The sequence below is a fragment of the Paracoccus litorisediminis genome, assembly GCF_009711205.1.
GTDB lineage: Bacteria > Pseudomonadota > Alphaproteobacteria > Rhodobacterales > Rhodobacteraceae > Paracoccus > Paracoccus litorisediminis.
The window spans coordinates 14,744-29,703 of record NZ_WMIG01000017.1 but is presented as its reverse complement, the minus strand read 5'-3'; the positions used below and the strand labels follow the sequence as shown (position 1 = coordinate 29,703).

Sequence of the window (14,960 nt, the reverse complement as noted above, 5' to 3'; positions counted from 1 at the left end):
TGACCGATTGCGGCACGCGCCTCGCTCACCCACTGAACCGGAAAGGGCGGGGCGAACCCGCCCTTTGGATACGCTCACATGTCCGGCATGACCGCACAGTCGCGATCGACGCCATGTGCCTCCAGTATCCGCGCCACGGTTCCGTCCCGCGCCCGCACTGCAAGAAACGCCGACAAATGCGAAAGTGCACGGTCCCGCCCTGCCGGAACGCCCATGGCTTGGCGGATCTCCATGAAGGGTTTGTCAACCACATGCATTCCGGGAAGCGCGGCCGCAATCCCCTCCATGGCCCGCCTGATCCCGGCAAGGCCATCTATATTACCGCCTGCGAGCGCCGCCCTTGCCTCGGCGATATTGGCAAAACTCACAAGACGGGCAGCCCCGGGCACGCGCGCAAGATGCAGCGCATAAGCGCTGCCCTCCACGATCCCTATCTGCAGGTCTAGGCCTACGACATCCTCCGGGGTTGTCGCGCCTGAAGCCTCGGCGACGATATAATTGCCCTCGATACGGATATAGGGCTGGGAAAAGCCAATGACCTGCGCACGGGTCTGATCAACCGCCAGAAAACACAGATCCCAGACATCCGCCTCGGCGCGGGACGAGACATCTACTGCCCGGTCGAATTCGACGAACTCAGCCTCACAGCCCAGTTCCGCGGCAAGCGCGCGGGCCAGATCGACGCTGATCCCTTTCGGTGCGCCCGCAGCGTCACGACCCGCAAGAATGACATTGCCATGATTGATCGCGACGCGCAGCCTTCCACCGGGTGCATAATCCCGAAACGTCGCCACAGGATGCATCACGCCGCTTCCTCGCCGACTTGACGCATCCAATCATCCTGCAACGGAAACACTGCCACCATGACCTCGGCACCCTCGATATCGGCGCGCAGCACCGGGGCGGGCTCGTCATGACGTACGAAAAGCAGCGACCAGGGCTTGAGCGTCTCACCGTCGTGGATCAGCGCACCGTTCATGACGATGATGTAGTAACCGCCCGTTCCAGCCGTCTCCGGCGCCGAGATTTCCTGCGAGGCACCAAGCCGGTAGACCTTGACGGTCATGCCGTCACTGTCTGGCCGCTCCTCCATCACCGTTTCGATTTCCGGGGCGGCGCGATGCTGCATCACCGGGGGGATTGAGAGCGTCACGGGTGATGACACACCATGCCGCCGCTTCGTCGGCTTGAGCTGTTCGCGCACATTCGGTGTGGACAACTTGACGAGTCCGGCATCCGTTTTCGACCGAAGCGTCAGATAGGACATGCCCTGCGGACCCGCCACCAAGGGGCCATAACCTGTGTGGTGATCGGCATAGTGGGCGGTCACGATGTCCGTGCTGTCCCTTCCGATCGTACCCGAGCCGGCAATGAAGATCTGGAACTGGTCAACGATGTGGAAATGCGAATCCAGTACCTGTCCCGCATTCATATCGATCCGGAAGGCCTGCAGATCGGCCTTGGGCACATCCGAGTTCTTGCCGAACAGATTGACCTTCCAGCCATTGCCGCGCTTAAAGCGGTCGGGTTCCTTCATCGCATATGAGACGGTGTCGACCATGTTATCCTCCCAGGAGTCGCAATTTGTTCAGGATGTGGCAGCTTCGGCCCGAAAATCGGCTTCGCAACTTCCGATCCGGGCAACTGCCGTATTGAAGGCCCTCGGGGCGTCCATCGCCTGTACCGAAGACAGCCGACCCGTCGAGAAGCCATAAAGGATATGACCGCCCTCAGCCGCAGTGATGTGGCCGTGGGTTGCCGCTTCGATCGGGCCTGCCATCTGGATCCGCATAGCGCCCTGTTGCGACCAAAGACGCAGTGGCGTGGATGCTGGCAGCGGGCGGCCGGTCAGTGCCGCTGCAACCGCCTTGGCTTGCCAAAGAGTTGCAGCGATACTCTCATGCCTTATTCCTCGGGTCAGGCCCGGATCGGGCCAACGGGCACAATCACCCAAAGCAAATATCCCGGTAACCGAGCTGGATCCGTCGACGCCGACAAGGATGCCATCGTCACAGGTCAGCCCGGCACGGGCGGCCAGTTCGGTGCGTGGCTGACTGCCGACCGATGCGATGACCAGATCGGCAGGAATGAAAACACCGTCAGTCAATTCAATGCCTTGCGACGTCACGGCTTTGACATTGCTGGACATATGGAAGGTGATGCCTGCAGCGACGTGGCGCTCTCTGACAAGGTTCGCCAGTTCCGGCGAGATACAGCGCGACATGAGACGGTCTGCGCATTCAACCACGTCAACCGACATCCCCTTGGACCGTGCGGCAGCCGCGATTTCCAGTCCAATCAAGCCGCCGCCAATAATGGCAAGTTGCCGTGACGTCGCCAATCGCGCGCGCAATACGCCCAGATCAGCCCGGTCACGCAATGTCAGCGCCAGTTCTGCCCCCGGAAGCCCAGCGGGCAGCCCTCTGGGCTTGGCACCCGTTGCAAGAATGAGGGTTGCGTATTCGAATGATTTTCCGTCGCTCGTCACGATCCTGCGCCCGTCTGGATCAATCGCATCGACCCTTGCATTGAGACGCTCGATCCCCTTCTCCTCATAGAAGGTCGTCGGTTTCAGCATGCCCGGTTCCGCATCGGTCGCGAGGCATTCCTTGCTGAGATGCGGGCGGTGATAGGGCTCGGAGGTCTCGTCGGAAACCAAGGTGATCGCGGGTTGAAAACCAGCGGCCCGCAACTCTGCCGCGACAGTAACCCCGGCATGGGATGCGCCGACGATGATCAGCCCAGCACTCATGCCACAAGCCTCATGTCGAAATCGGCCTTTTTCGCGCCGCATTCCGGGCAGAGCCAATCCGCCGGAATCTCCTCCCAGCGGGTTCCGGGTGCGACACCACCATCCGGATCACCCTCGGCCTCGTCATATATCCAGCCGCAAAGGATGCATTCCCAGACGCGCCAAGGCCCTCCTACCGGTTCCGTCATTTTCCCACTCCACAGCAAATCGCGTCACAACTGACCCTAAAATATTGACCGACCGATGACTATTCGTGCTAACTGATTATCAGCTATACTGTTTCGGCATGGAAATATGGGAAGAACACATGGATATCCGGCAGCTGTCCTATTTCGTCCGGGTCGTGGAACTTGGCAGCTTCAGCCGCGCCGCAGCCTACCTGCATATTGCCCAGCCCGCGCTCAGCCGCCAGATCGCCAGCCTCGAGACCGAACTCAAGGAACGGCTTCTGATCCGAAACGGCCGCGGCGTCACGCCGACGGAAGCGGGCGAAAGACTTCTGGGACACGCGCATTCCATTCTCGACCTGTTCAACCGCACCCATGAGGATATGGAGAACGCCCGTCTGGGTCGCACGGGCTCGGTGGCGATCGGGATGCCGAATTCGTTGTCGAATGCGATCAGCTCGGCCCTGATCCGTCGCCTCCGCGCCGAGCTACCCGATGCCAAGGTTCATATCCTCAACGGTCGCTCGACCCAGGTGCAGGAATGGATCCTGTCGGGGAGGCTGGACATGGCCGTGATGTTCGACGCCCCGAATAGTCCGATGCTGGAAATTACCGACCTTGTCGAGGAACGGCTGCACCTTTTCGAGCCGATGCCCAAAGGCGAAACCGAGATTGATGGGCCGACCATTACCCTTTCCGATCTGGCGGAAATGCCCCTGATCATCACGAGCCGCCCCAACCGAATTCGCGAGATACTCGAGAATGAGTTCGCCCGCTCCGGCTACAAGCTGCAGGTTGCCAGCGAACTCGACTCGCTCGACGCGACCTTCGACATGGTCCATGACCAGATCGGTGTCACCGTTGCGTCGCTGCGCTCGCGTCGAATGATCGGGCCCGCCCGAAGCCTGCGCGTCCGGCGCATCGTCGAGCCGGAACTTGCGTTGAAGGTGCAGCTTGTGCAGCGGTCCCGCCGACTGAATAACCGGCTGCACGAAGCCGCCTTCAGGATCCTGAAAGACCTTTCCCTGAAGCTGCTGAAGTGATCACAGGGTCCGGTCGGCCACTGACCTCGCATAAGGAAAGAGGATCGCGGCAAAGACCAGCATGGTGATCGACGCCGCGGTGACGCCGACGGCCAGGCCAAAACGATCGGCAAGATAGCCGATGATAAGCGCTCCAAGCGCAGGGCTTGCCCGGGCGATCAGGCCATGTGTGCTAAGCGCACGCCCCCGCAATTCGTCCGGGGTTTCAAGCTGAACGAATGTCTGGGTCGAGATCAGGCTGCGCGACACCGAAAATCCAAGAACCGCCGCCGCCAAACTTGCGACCAGAGGATGACGCGTCCACGCAAGCACCAAGGCCGATATTGCGCCGACCGTCCAGAACCCGATTACGCCCAGAAAAAGCCGCCTCGCCCCAGTCCGCGCCATGGTCAGACCGGATATGACCGCCCCTGCCGCCGTTGCTGACGACAGAACCGCAAGTCCGGTTGCCGAAACGGCAAAAGTCTGGGCCGCGAGCGCGGGCGTCAGTTCCTGAATGGCGCGCACCATCATGCCACCGACCAGCATGAACAGCATGATCAGCCGGACAGTCGGCATACGCGCGACATAGGAAAACCCTTCTGCCATCTGTTGCCAGATTCCACCTTGCCCTGCGGACTCCGCACGTGGCGCAAGACGTATTCGTCCAAGCGCCACGACGAACAGCGCCGTGACGACAAAATTCGCGATGAATATCCATTCAATGGGAAAGCGAAGGATCATCGCACCCGCGACTGCGGGTCCGATCAGCCGGGCCAGGTTCACGTTGACCGAAGCAAGTGCCACGGCTGTCGGCATGTCTTCGCGCGCGACCAGTTGGGGCACCATCGCAAGCCGCGCAGGCTGAACCATTGCGATCAATGTGCCTTGCAGCGCGATAAGAGTGAGCAGCCCGAAAAGTCCGAGCATACCGGCCATCAGCAGGACCGCATTGATCAGCGCAAGAATTGCTGATGCGATTTGCGCGATGCGGTTCTGCCACAGGCGATCCCAGCGATCCGCAGCCACGCCGGCAAAGGGGCCGGTCAGGACAACTGGGAGCAGATCGCAAGCGGCCAGCACACCGACCCAGAAGGCAGATCCCGTCCATTCCCAGATCAGCCAAGCGCTGGCAATCCGCTGCATCCACGAGCCGATCAGCGAAAGCCCGTTGAAGGTGAAAAACAGGGCGAACTGGCCTTGGGTCAGCAGCCGAAAGACAGTGGCAGCACGGCGTTCCGGCGGGTTGCCGTCACGCATTCCCCGACACCACGCGGATTGGTCTCCCGTCGAGGAAGGCGCCGATGTTCTCGATCGCATCGCGATAATAGCTGGCCAGCATCTCATGGGTGAAGTAGCCCAGATGCGGGGTCAGGACGACATTCGGAAGCTGCCGGATCTCATGATCCGCGGGCAGAGGCTCAGTGGAAAAGACATCAAGTCCCGCCCCGGCGATCCGGCGCTCGCGCAGCGCGTTGATCAAGGCACCCTCGTCCAGCAGTCCTGCACGCGCGGTGTTGACCAGATAGGCCGACGGTTTCATCAGTGCCAGATCCCCTGCCCCGACAATTCCCGCGGTCGATGGTGCCAGCGCCAGATGCAGGCTGAGGATATCGGATTTTTCGAACAGTTCGGTTTTGCTGACCAGTCCGACACCCGCCGCCACGGCCCGATCAGATGTCAGATTGGGACTCCAGGCAATCGTCTCCATGCCGAAGGCTGCACCGATCCGTGCCACCCCGCTTCCCAATGCACCAAGGCCAAGAACACCCAGTGTCTTGCCCCGCAATGTCGTGCCCGCAAAATGCTGCCAACCGCCCTCTCGCATCAATCGATCCTCGACCGCGATATTGCGGGCAAGCGCAAGGATCAGACCCCAGGTCAGCTCAACCACCGCGCCCGATCCGGCACCCGTCACCGGGGTGTTCGACACTGTAATCTGCTGTTCGGCGGCTGCCGCAATATCGACCGTGTCGTAGCGCTTGCCGGTTACACATAGATAACGCAGCTTTGGCAGTGCCCTGATCAACTCTGCCGGAAATGGCGTCCGCTCGCGTAGGGTACAGATGATATCGAACTCTGCCAGCGCCTCGGCGGCTGCGGAAGCGGTCGGCAGCGGTCGGTCGATCACACGGATTTCGGCACGATTGGCCAAGGCTCGCCAATCCGCGACCTGCTGCGACAGGCCGAGGTAATCGTCCAGTACGGCAATTTTCATTTGATGCTTTCTCCGGAGGGGCGGCGGGCCGAGCGGACCACCGCCGGGACACCGTCAATGGCGGTGCCATTCCTCGGCAAAGTTCTGCAGCGGGTCATAGGTCGACTGTCGGAAGTCGGTCAAATCCGGTACCGAGACATAGGCCCTGGCATAGAAGTACAAGGGCAGCATCGGCAGATCTTGCGCGAAGGTCGATTGGATCTCGGTCCACGCCGCCTTGGTCTCATCCGCGCTCAGTGCCGTATCAAACTTGTCGAGTGCGGCATCCATCGCCTCGCTTTTATAGCCCGAGAAGTTGTTGCCCGTGAACTTGTTCTCGGAATTCGGAACCCGGTTGGACCCAAGCGCGATCCGCGGCGAGGTCGAGGGCGAAAAATCGATCGAGGACATGATCAGCCCAGTGAACTGGCGCTTGCGCGCGAGTTCGCCATTGTATTCCTGTAGCGGCACGAATTTCGTGGATATCTCGACGCAGGCTTCCGAAAGCTGGCTCTGGATCACCTGCGCGATCTGCTCGCGCGTCTGATTGCCTGCTGTGGTCGCCAGTTCCAGCGTCAGCCTGTCGCCCTTCCCATTGACGCAGATACCATCCGCACCCGGCGTCCAGCCCGCCTCGGACAGCAGCGCCTTGGCCTTTTCCAGATCGTAGGAATAGGTCTCCATCCCGTTGTTGTAATATGGGCTGGTGTTCGAAAGCAGGCCATTTGCCACCATCTGCTTGCCCTGGAAAAGGGCCTCGGTGATGGCGTTGCGGTCGATGGACAGCAGCAGCGCCTCACGAACCTTGACGTCCGAGAGGATCGGGTTGTCCAGATTCATCGCGATGCGTTCGAGGTTGGTGCCGTCAGCGATATGATAGCTAAACTTGTCCGGATTCTGCCCCTGGATATCCAACATCTGGCTGAAGCTGATGCCGCCGGGGCTGACCGGAACCGCATCAATCTCACCCGACAAAAGATTCTGCATCAGTGCAGAGGAGTTGTCGCGATAGCTGAGAACCACGCGGCTCAGGCCCGGTTTTGCCCCTGGCCAATGCGGGTTAGGCTCCCAGATCAGTCGCGTTCCGATCTGGTAATCGGTGAGCATGAACGAGCCGTTCCACAGGCCGGGCGTTGTCGGCTTGGTGTTGTAGAGCGATTGCTTGGTGTAGCTTTCAGCATCGGGATTGGCGGCATAGATCGGTTCCTCCAGATGGACAGGAAGAATCTGATCCCATGACGCAAAGCTGGAAACCACCTCCGGCAGGACCAGCACGAAGGTGCGGTCATCGACGACCTCGACCGAACTGGCGCGGCTCCATGGATTGTAGTTCGAGAAGCCGATCTTCTCGTCCGAGCCCATCTTGTGGGTGAACACCACATCCTTGGTTGTCACCGGCGTGCCATCGCCCCAGCTCAGCCCCTGTTTCAGGGTGAACCTGACGCGCATGCCTTTCGTGCCGTCGGGATTGTCGACCACTTCGGCAAGGCCATTTTGCAGCGACGGGACCTGGTCGCAAAGCACGCATTGATTGACCACATTCTCATCATAGGCGGTGATCGGCCGCAGGCCATAATTCACCACCAGCCGCTTGGTATTGTTGACCTGAATCAGCGGGTGGAAGTTGGTCAGGAACTGCAGTTGGCCAACCACAAGCGTGCTCTTGTCTGGCTGGGCCTGAACGCCTCCCGAGGCAAGCACGGTCGCTGCCAGCAGGGCGCCGGCAAGGGCCTTTTTCATCTTCATTCGCTCTCTCCTCCCATGAGCGTCATTATTCTCCGGTCAGTGCGACCGGCCCTCGTTTTCGGCCCGCGGATCAAAGGCATAGCGTACGCCATCGCCGACGAAATTCACGGCCATGACCGTCGCGAAGATCAGCAGGCCCGGATAAACTGCAAGATGCGGTGCCGAGATGATCAGCTGCTGCGCATTGGTCAGCATGTTCCCCCAGGTCGGAGTCGGCGGGACGATGCCGAACCCAAGGAAACTGAGTGTCGACTCCAGCAGGATTACGCGCCCGACCGTCAGGGTTGCCGCGACAATCAGCGGGGTCGAAATGTTCGGCAGCACATGCACCAGAACATTGTATCGCCGCTTGGCCCCGGCCACGGTGGCGGCCCGGACGTAATCCCGATCGCGCACCTGAATGGCCCCCGCCCGCGCAATTCGGGCCATGGTCGTCCAATCGACCAGTGCAATGATGATGACGATGCGCAGGAAGATGAACAGGGGTGAACCGGCGGAAGCGGCGCTGAGACCCAGTTTGGTCAGATCGACGGCCCCCAGGACAATCAGCAGGGGGATCAGCGGCAGCGCGATCATGCAATCGGTGAGCCGCATCAGGACCGCATCGGTGCGTCCGCCCAGAAAGCCCGCGGTCACCCCGACCGCGACCCCAAGGACAGTCATCAGAAAGGTGGCCAGCAACCCGACCGCGATTGAAACCTGCCCCCCATACATCAGGCGGATCAGCACATCGCGACCAAGATCGTCGGTGCCAAGCCAGTGCTGTGCGTTAGGCGCCTTGAACCGCGCAAGCAGGTTGGTCTTGTTGGGATCGATCCCCAGATACTGGCTCAGCGGCCAAGCCATCAGGCAGATCGCGGTCAACACTGCCAGAAAAACTAGCGAATACATCGCCAGTCGATGGCCGCGGAACTTCTCGAAGCGGAGCGACCAGATTGAACGGGGGGCGGGCAAAGCCGCGACGGTCACATCGGTCATAGCGTGATCCTCGGGTCAAGCAGGGCGTATGCAAGGTCGGCAAGCAGGTTGGCCAGCAGCGTCACGATCGTGGCAAGCAGCAAGCCGACAAGGGCGAGGTTGAAATCGATATTGCCGATGGCGTCGTAGATCATCTTTCCCATCCCGAGCATGCCAAAGATCGTCTCGACCACGAGCGCACCCGAGAACAGCGAGCCGAAAGAGAGTGCAAGCACCGTCACCATCGGGATGAGCGCATTTCGAAGCGCGTGGCGGACCATCACGCTGCCTTCGCCCAGCCCCTTAGCGCGGGCGGTCCGGACAAAATCCGCCGAAAGCGTTTCGATCATCGAGGCCCGGACATATCGCACCAGCGGTCCGACATGAAACATGGCAAGAACTGCCACCGGCAGAACCATGTGGCGCATTTGTTCCAAGGCAGACGGCGCGGCCGATAGCGGCGTCCCCGACGCCGGCAGCCATCCCAGCTTGACCGAGAAAAGGATGATTAGCAGCAGCGAGACCCAGAAGTTCGGCAACGAGATCGAGGCAAAGGAAAACACGCCCACGACCGAGTCGATCAGCCCGTTGGGTTTGCGGGCAGCAAGCGATCCCAACAGCAACGCCAACGGGACCGAAACCAGCAGCGTCAGGCCCATCAGTTTGACGGTCTGCAGCATTGCCGGGAAAAGGACATCGGTCACCGGGCGGAAATACAGGCTGGAGTAACCTAGGTCGCCACTCAGTGCGGCCATGAGCCAGTTCCAGTAGCGGGCAAAGACCGACTGATCCAACCCGTAAAGTTCGCGCATCTGCGCCATCAGTTCCGGTGTCAGCGACGGGTTGCCTTCAAGCATGTTTTCAAGCGGATCGCCCGGCATCAGCCCGATCAGCATGAACAGCAGAAAGGACATCACGAAGGTCACCAAGATGGCCTGCGACAAGCGGGACAAGGTATAGCGTAACATCCGGTCATTCCTTGTGATGGCAGGCAGCGAGTTGCGCGGGCCGGCTGACCAGCGGCAGCAACAGCGGTCGTTCGGTCGAGCAAATCGCCGTGGCGCGCGGACAGCGGGTGTGGAACACGCAGCCCGAAGGCGGATTCAGGGGTGTCGGGATCTCACCCTTGAGCACCTGTCCCCGCTTGCGGCGCCCGCGTCCAATGCGCGGAACGGCATCCATCAAGGCGCGCGTGTAGGGATGTGCTGGATTGGCGAAAATCTCGTCTGCCGGGGCAAGCTCCATCAGACGCCCCAGATATAGCACCGCGACACGATCGGCGAGGTGACGCACGACGCCGAAGTCGTGGCTGATAAAGAAATAGCTGATCCCGTGCCGTTCCTTGATATCGCTCATCAGGTTCAGGATCTTGGACTGGATCGAGACGTCCAGCGCTGAAAGCGGCTCATCTGCCACGATCAGCTCCGGATCTCCGATCAGAGCGCGTGCGATGGCAAGACGCTGACGCTGCCCGCCCGAGAATTGATGCGGATAGCGCTGCGCCGCTTCGGCCGGCATTCCAACCTGCTCGAGCACTTCAAGCACACGCCCGCGCCGTGTTCCCCGGTCCTGTCCCATAAGACGAAGTGGTTCGCCGATGATGTCCTCGACGGTCATGCGAGGATCGAGGGCTGAAAACGGGTCCTGAAAGATGATCTGCACCGGCTTGCGCCCGTTCTGGTGAGGGCGCGAGGGCGTGATCTTCAGGCTGCCACCTGTCTGCTGGCGCAGCCCAGCGACGACATAGCCCAGCGTGCTCTTGCCGCTGCCGCTTTCCCCGACAATGGCCAGCGTTTCTCCGCGCTGCATGGTCAGCGAGACCTCATCGACCGCACGAAGCTTGATACCAGAGGACAGCAACCCCTTGCCGCGCATCGGGATGTGGACCGAAAGCCGGTCGATTTCCAGTAGCGGATTGCTCATTGGGATACCTTCAGGCAAGCGACATGATGGCCGGGCTCCACCTCGATCATGGGGGGAATAGCGGCACGGCAGATATCCGAGGCAAGCGAACAACGGCCCGCAAACGGACAGCCCGGACTCCGAGACGAACGGAGTCCACCCGGGATGACAGGAAGCTTGGCGACCTTGCGGTCGGGGTCAGGCAGTGTCGCGATCAGGCCGCGGGTATAGGGGTGCAGCGGGCGCTCGAACAGCTTTTCGGCAGGCGCATATTCCACGCCACGCCCCGCATACATGACAAGAATATGGTGCGCGAGCTCCGACACGACCGCCAGGTTATGCGTGATGAACTGGACCGCCATGCCAGTGTCTTCCTGCAACTCCAGGATCAGATCCAGGATTTGCGCCTGAATGGTCACATCCAGAGCTGTCGTCGGTTCGTCTGCCACCAACAGCCGCGGTTTGCAGGCCAGCGCCATGGCGATCATCGCCCTTTGCCTCATGCCTCCCGAGAGCTGATGAGGATAGTCGTCTGCCCGACGCCGGGCCGACGGAATGCCGACGGCTTCAAGCAGACCTACGGACCGGTCTGCCGCGTCACGACGCGACAGCCCCTCATGGCGGATCAATACCTCGGCGATCTGACGGCCGACAGTCATCACCGGGTTCATTGCGGTCATCGGCTCTTGAAAGATCATGGCCGCGTCGCGGCCCCTCATGCGACGCCATTCGCGATCCTTCTGATCTGCAAGATTGCGACCGCCGAACATGATCTGACCACTCACGTTTCCTGCGGTCGGCACAAGGCCCATCAACGCCAGTGAGGTCATGGTCTTGCCGCAGCCGCTTTCACCGACCACACCAAGGGTTTCGCCAGCTTCAATCCGGTAGTTGAGCCCCGAGACGACGTTGCTGCGGCTGCCTCCCTCTCCCGGGAAGGACACTGTAAGTTCGCGCACTTCAAGCAGCGCTTGGTTCCCGGGCCGCTGAACCTTAGCAGCTCCACCCGACCCAAAAGCCGACGATGCTGGGACCGCGGTATCGATGGAAAGGTTCAAACCCATTCCCTCCTCCCTCAATGGCCCCGGTTCCTCCACCGGAGCCCAGCCATTTCGACGCAGGCCTTAGCCGACGAGCTCTATCTTACCGGTGCCCTTGCGCACGAGATCGATAACCCCGACACCGTCGCGGATCTCGACCGGTGTACCAAAGGGTTCCGACAGGCGCTTGAACCGCTCAAGGATACGAACAGCATCATCGCCCTCGGCCAGCATCGGACGCCCTTCTGTAAAGGGATGATCCGCCTCGCCGGTCTGCCGCCGGATCGGAGCGTCCGCCGTCGAGTCCCGTCCCATCTCGACCGGATGAAGATATATGCGCTGCAACTCACCGTCCTTCATGTCGAGCTTGATGACGCAGCTGCCCCACCATGTCGGCACTGGACTGTCCAGACCGGGATGCAGGGGATGTGCCGCCGGCGTCAGCGTCGGAAGCCGATCAACATCATGGCCCCAGGCATCATAGCTGTCATAGGGTACGCGCTGAATGAACTCGGACTGGGCGAAGAAATTGCCGATCCCATAGATGATGGGTTTGCCCTTGTAGATCTCGATGCCCATCGTCTTGTGCCAGCCATGACCGACATAGATATCGGCACCGCCATCGATCACGGCGCGGGCGAATTCCTTGACAAAGCTCGGTGGTGTGTCAAGGCGCGGACCATCTGCGACGCTGAAGTGATGGGCGACGATGACAAGATCAGCCATGGACCTCGCCTCGTCAACCGAGCGCAGGTTGCGCGCCAGATCACGCTTGTTGCAGGACGAGATGATTTCGTTTTTTTCTCCGACGAAGAAGGATTCCGGATCGCCCCATTGTTGCGCACCCGGGATCAGGAAGCCGAAGGAGCCCTCGCGCCCGTGCTTCGGTGCGCGGGTGATATTGAGCGAGCTGGCAAAGGCCTTGAGGTTGTCTGCGGTCTGTTGATCGACCTGAAATTCGACCTGAAGCCGCTGAGGGTTCACCCCCGGCCTACCTTTCAGCGCCCCCTTGGCCAGCCCGGCCCACATGAAGTGCTGGTTGCCCGACGAGGTCGAGACAAGGGCGACCCGACCGCGCTTCTTCTCGACATAGCCCGGCTCGGAAGCCAGTTCGAGATCCGCGCCCGTCCCGGCGGTGACGATCCCTGCCTCTTTCATATGCCGCTTCGTCGCCAACAGCCCTTCGGCCCCGAAGTCAAAGCTGTGGTTATGCGCCGTCGACATGATGTCGAAGCCCGCCCACTTGAGATCCTTTGCAATCGTCGGGTCCGCCATCATGAAGCTGCCGATGCCCTGCCCTCGCGCGGGCCATTGCAATTCGTCGTAATCGGCGAAGTTCATTTCCAGATGGCCGTAGGTTACGTCTGCATCCCGCAGCAACTCCCAGACGCCCGTAAATTCGGGTTCGTCATGCATGGCGAAGGGACGACAAACCATGCACTCCCCAGCCAGCGCGACACGCCACTCACCCTTTTTGGTCATTCCTCTCATTCCCTTCTGTCGGAATACGATGCGGATCGCACACGAAGACCAGCTCGATCGGTCAGTCTCGAACTTCGTGTCGACCCTCTCCGTCTGGCGGCGCCTCAGCCGCCTTCATAAAGAAAGCTACCGGGTCGATCGACCTATCACTAGATTGTCTGGCTATCTTTCAGATATCGCAAATCAGCATATCTTTGTGGATAGCCGCCACCCCAGCTCACTTAGATCACCGGATTGTAAGTAAGCTCAGTCCGCAATTGTGAGGGCGCTTGCGGAGGCATCGCCATGAGCCTGTCGCTGGTCGCGCGCGGCATTTTTCAGGTCAATTTGCCTTAGATTGAACTGGGTTTCCTGATCGAGGCGGTGGGTTACACATTCGGCTTCATCTTCGTGATCGCGGCGGGCCAGCAGGCTTTTACCGAAAACACCGTAACCCCGATCCTCCCGGTGCTGCGCCAGCCGAGCATTGGCAATATTGCCCGCCTTCTGCGGCGATGGGGAACGGTTCTGGCGGGCAATATCATCGGTGGCGCGATTGCGGCGGCGGTCTTTGTCTGGATGCCGCTCTTCAGCCCCGAGACCGACGAAGCCTTCCTGTCGATCAGCCATCCCCTGATGGAAAAGAACCCCATCCAGATGTTCACTGGTGGCATCGTCTCTGGCTGGCTGATCGCGACCATGGTCTGGGCGATCCACGGACTTGAAGCGTCCAAGCTCTCGCTGGTTTTCCTTGCGACCTATCTCGTGGCGATCGGGGACTTCCCGCATGTCGTCGTCGGCAGCATCAAGGTAGCTTACCTGTTGTTCATGGCTGATGCCCGCGCCCCCGAAGCGCTGTTCACATTCCTAATCCCGGTGACTTTGGGCAATATCGTTGGCGGAACCGCAATACTTGCACTGGTCAGCCGTCTTGAGGCCCGAGCGGATGAGGACGAGGCGGCGCTTGGTCAGATCGGCAACGGGACGGTGCAGCTTCGTGTGAGAAAGTTACCCGTATGACCGATATTGGCCCGGAGCCGGTGGGCGAACTAGCAGCCGAAAACCGTCATGCGCCGCAGCCCGTTCAGAAGGCCTTAAGACCGCAGATCCAGACTGTTTGCCAAGGGCAAAGCGCTGTATGATGGCTTTGACAGAACTGCCGACCTGAACGGCACTGACGGTCTTGCCGTCCGGCTGGGTCGGTTGCCAGCAAGTTACGGTTACCCCGCGCCAATATCTGGTGATGGCATGGCGACTTGGCAGTATAGGACCGATCAATGGACAGGGTTCTGACCCTTGCCGCCATCGGCGAAGCGGTGACCGGCTTGTTGCTGCTGCTCATCCCCGGCCTCGTCTGCGCCTATCTGCTCGGCAGCGATGTGACCGGATCGGGCGTGGTCGTTGCCCGCATCACGGGAATGGCGCTGATAGGGCTGGCCCTGGCCTGTCTTCCCGGCCCGGCATCGCTTGGAATGCTGGCCTATGGCGCATTCATCACGATCTATCTGGCGTGGCTTGGGGCGACGCAGACGGCAACAGGTCCGCTTCTGTGGCCCGCCGTAGCCTTGCATGCTGTCCTGACCGCGGGGCTTGCGATCAATTTCAGACAAAGGCGGCGGACCGATGCAGGGACATAGGCCCGATCAGTCAGGCTGCTGGTGCGCCGGCAATGCCAATACTTTGAGATGGGCCAGCGTCTGGGTAGCCGATGGAGGA

Annotated in this window: 15 protein-coding genes; 3 read left to right on the top strand and 12 right to left on the bottom strand. The window is 60.7% G+C overall.

The genetic code is table 11. The features are described 5' to 3' along the window. Positions 1 to 74: 74 nt before the first annotated feature. The 4 genes from GL300_RS20195 to GL300_RS20180 are packed head-to-tail and all read right to left on the bottom strand — an operon-like array spanning position 75 to position 2,940. Entirely contained in the window at positions 75 to 803 is a 729-nt protein-coding gene (locus tag GL300_RS20195) for a transporter substrate-binding domain-containing protein (RefSeq protein ID WP_246195274.1), read from the bottom strand. Then, positions 803 to 1,561 (bottom strand): hypothetical protein, encoded by a 759-nt coding sequence (locus tag GL300_RS20190; protein WP_155041504.1) that lies wholly within the window; start codon positions 1,559 to 1,561, stop codon positions 803 to 805. Before GL300_RS20190 ends, GL300_RS20195 begins: the two co-directional genes overlap by 1 nt. 27 nt (positions 1,562 to 1,588) lie before the next feature. Then, positions 1,589 to 2,752: an NAD(P)/FAD-dependent oxidoreductase gene (locus GL300_RS20185; protein WP_170297747.1), complete on the bottom strand. Its 1,164-nt coding sequence runs from the start codon at positions 2,750 to 2,752 to the stop codon at positions 1,589 to 1,591. Further along, positions 2,749 to 2,940 (bottom strand): rubredoxin, encoded by a 192-nt coding sequence (locus GL300_RS20180; RefSeq protein WP_155041502.1) that lies wholly within the window; start codon positions 2,938 to 2,940, stop codon positions 2,749 to 2,751. The genes GL300_RS20185 and GL300_RS20180 overlap by 4 nt, the downstream gene beginning before the upstream one ends. A gap of 119 nt (positions 2,941 to 3,059) precedes the next feature. Between GL300_RS20180 and GL300_RS20175 the strand changes: the two genes are divergently transcribed. Then, the gene (locus GL300_RS20175; protein WP_155041501.1) at positions 3,060 to 3,962 is read left to right on the top strand and encodes a LysR substrate-binding domain-containing protein; all 903 of its coding nucleotides are present in this window, start codon (positions 3,060 to 3,062) and stop codon (positions 3,960 to 3,962) included. Here GL300_RS20175 and GL300_RS20170 read toward each other — a convergent pair whose 3' ends face one another. The 8 genes from GL300_RS20170 to GL300_RS20135 are packed head-to-tail and all read right to left on the bottom strand — an operon-like array spanning position 3,963 to position 13,265. Then, the gene (locus GL300_RS20170) at positions 3,963 to 5,201 is read right to left on the bottom strand and encodes an MFS transporter (RefSeq protein WP_211595242.1); all 1,239 of its coding nucleotides are present in this window, start codon (positions 5,199 to 5,201) and stop codon (positions 3,963 to 3,965) included. Continuing rightward, positions 5,194 to 6,159, bottom strand: coding sequence for a D-2-hydroxyacid dehydrogenase family protein (locus GL300_RS20165; protein WP_155041499.1), 966 nt, complete (start codon positions 6,157 to 6,159; stop codon positions 5,194 to 5,196). Before GL300_RS20165 ends, GL300_RS20170 begins: the two co-directional genes overlap by 8 nt. Before the next feature lie 54 nt (positions 6,160 to 6,213). Then, positions 6,214 to 7,884 (bottom strand): peptide ABC transporter substrate-binding protein, encoded by a 1,671-nt coding sequence (locus tag GL300_RS20160; protein ID WP_155041498.1) that lies wholly within the window; start codon positions 7,882 to 7,884, stop codon positions 6,214 to 6,216. 36 nt (positions 7,885 to 7,920) lie between these two features. Next, entirely contained in the window at positions 7,921 to 8,862 is a 942-nt protein-coding gene (locus GL300_RS20155) for an ABC transporter permease (RefSeq protein WP_155041497.1), read from the bottom strand. Further along, positions 8,859 to 9,809 (bottom strand): ABC transporter permease, encoded by a 951-nt coding sequence (locus GL300_RS20150; RefSeq protein ID WP_155041496.1) that lies wholly within the window; start codon positions 9,807 to 9,809, stop codon positions 8,859 to 8,861. The genes GL300_RS20155 and GL300_RS20150 overlap by 4 nt, the downstream gene beginning before the upstream one ends. Before the next feature lie 4 nt (positions 9,810 to 9,813). Continuing rightward, entirely contained in the window at positions 9,814 to 10,764 is a 951-nt protein-coding gene (locus tag GL300_RS20145) for an ABC transporter ATP-binding protein (RefSeq protein WP_155041495.1), read from the bottom strand. Beyond that, a complete protein-coding gene (locus tag GL300_RS20140) occupies positions 10,761 to 11,807 on the bottom strand; it encodes an ABC transporter ATP-binding protein (protein ID WP_155041494.1) in 1,047 nt (348 codons plus the stop codon). The genes GL300_RS20145 and GL300_RS20140 overlap by 4 nt, the downstream gene beginning before the upstream one ends. Before the next feature lie 60 nt (positions 11,808 to 11,867). Next, positions 11,868 to 13,265, bottom strand: coding sequence for a CapA family protein (locus GL300_RS20135; protein WP_155041493.1), 1,398 nt, complete (start codon positions 13,263 to 13,265; stop codon positions 11,868 to 11,870). Between the two features lie 336 nt (positions 13,266 to 13,601). Here GL300_RS20135 and GL300_RS20130 point away from each other — a divergent pair, with 336 nt between their 5' ends. Together GL300_RS20130 and GL300_RS20125 are read left to right on the top strand one after the other, a co-directional pair. Further along, positions 13,602 to 14,264: a formate/nitrite transporter family protein gene (locus GL300_RS20130; protein ID WP_425495928.1), complete on the top strand. Its 663-nt coding sequence runs from the start codon at positions 13,602 to 13,604 to the stop codon at positions 14,262 to 14,264. Between the two features lie 257 nt (positions 14,265 to 14,521). Continuing rightward, positions 14,522 to 14,881: a hypothetical protein gene (locus tag GL300_RS20125; protein ID WP_155041491.1), complete on the top strand. Its 360-nt coding sequence runs from the start codon at positions 14,522 to 14,524 to the stop codon at positions 14,879 to 14,881. Positions 14,882 to 14,960 lie beyond the last annotated feature (79 nt).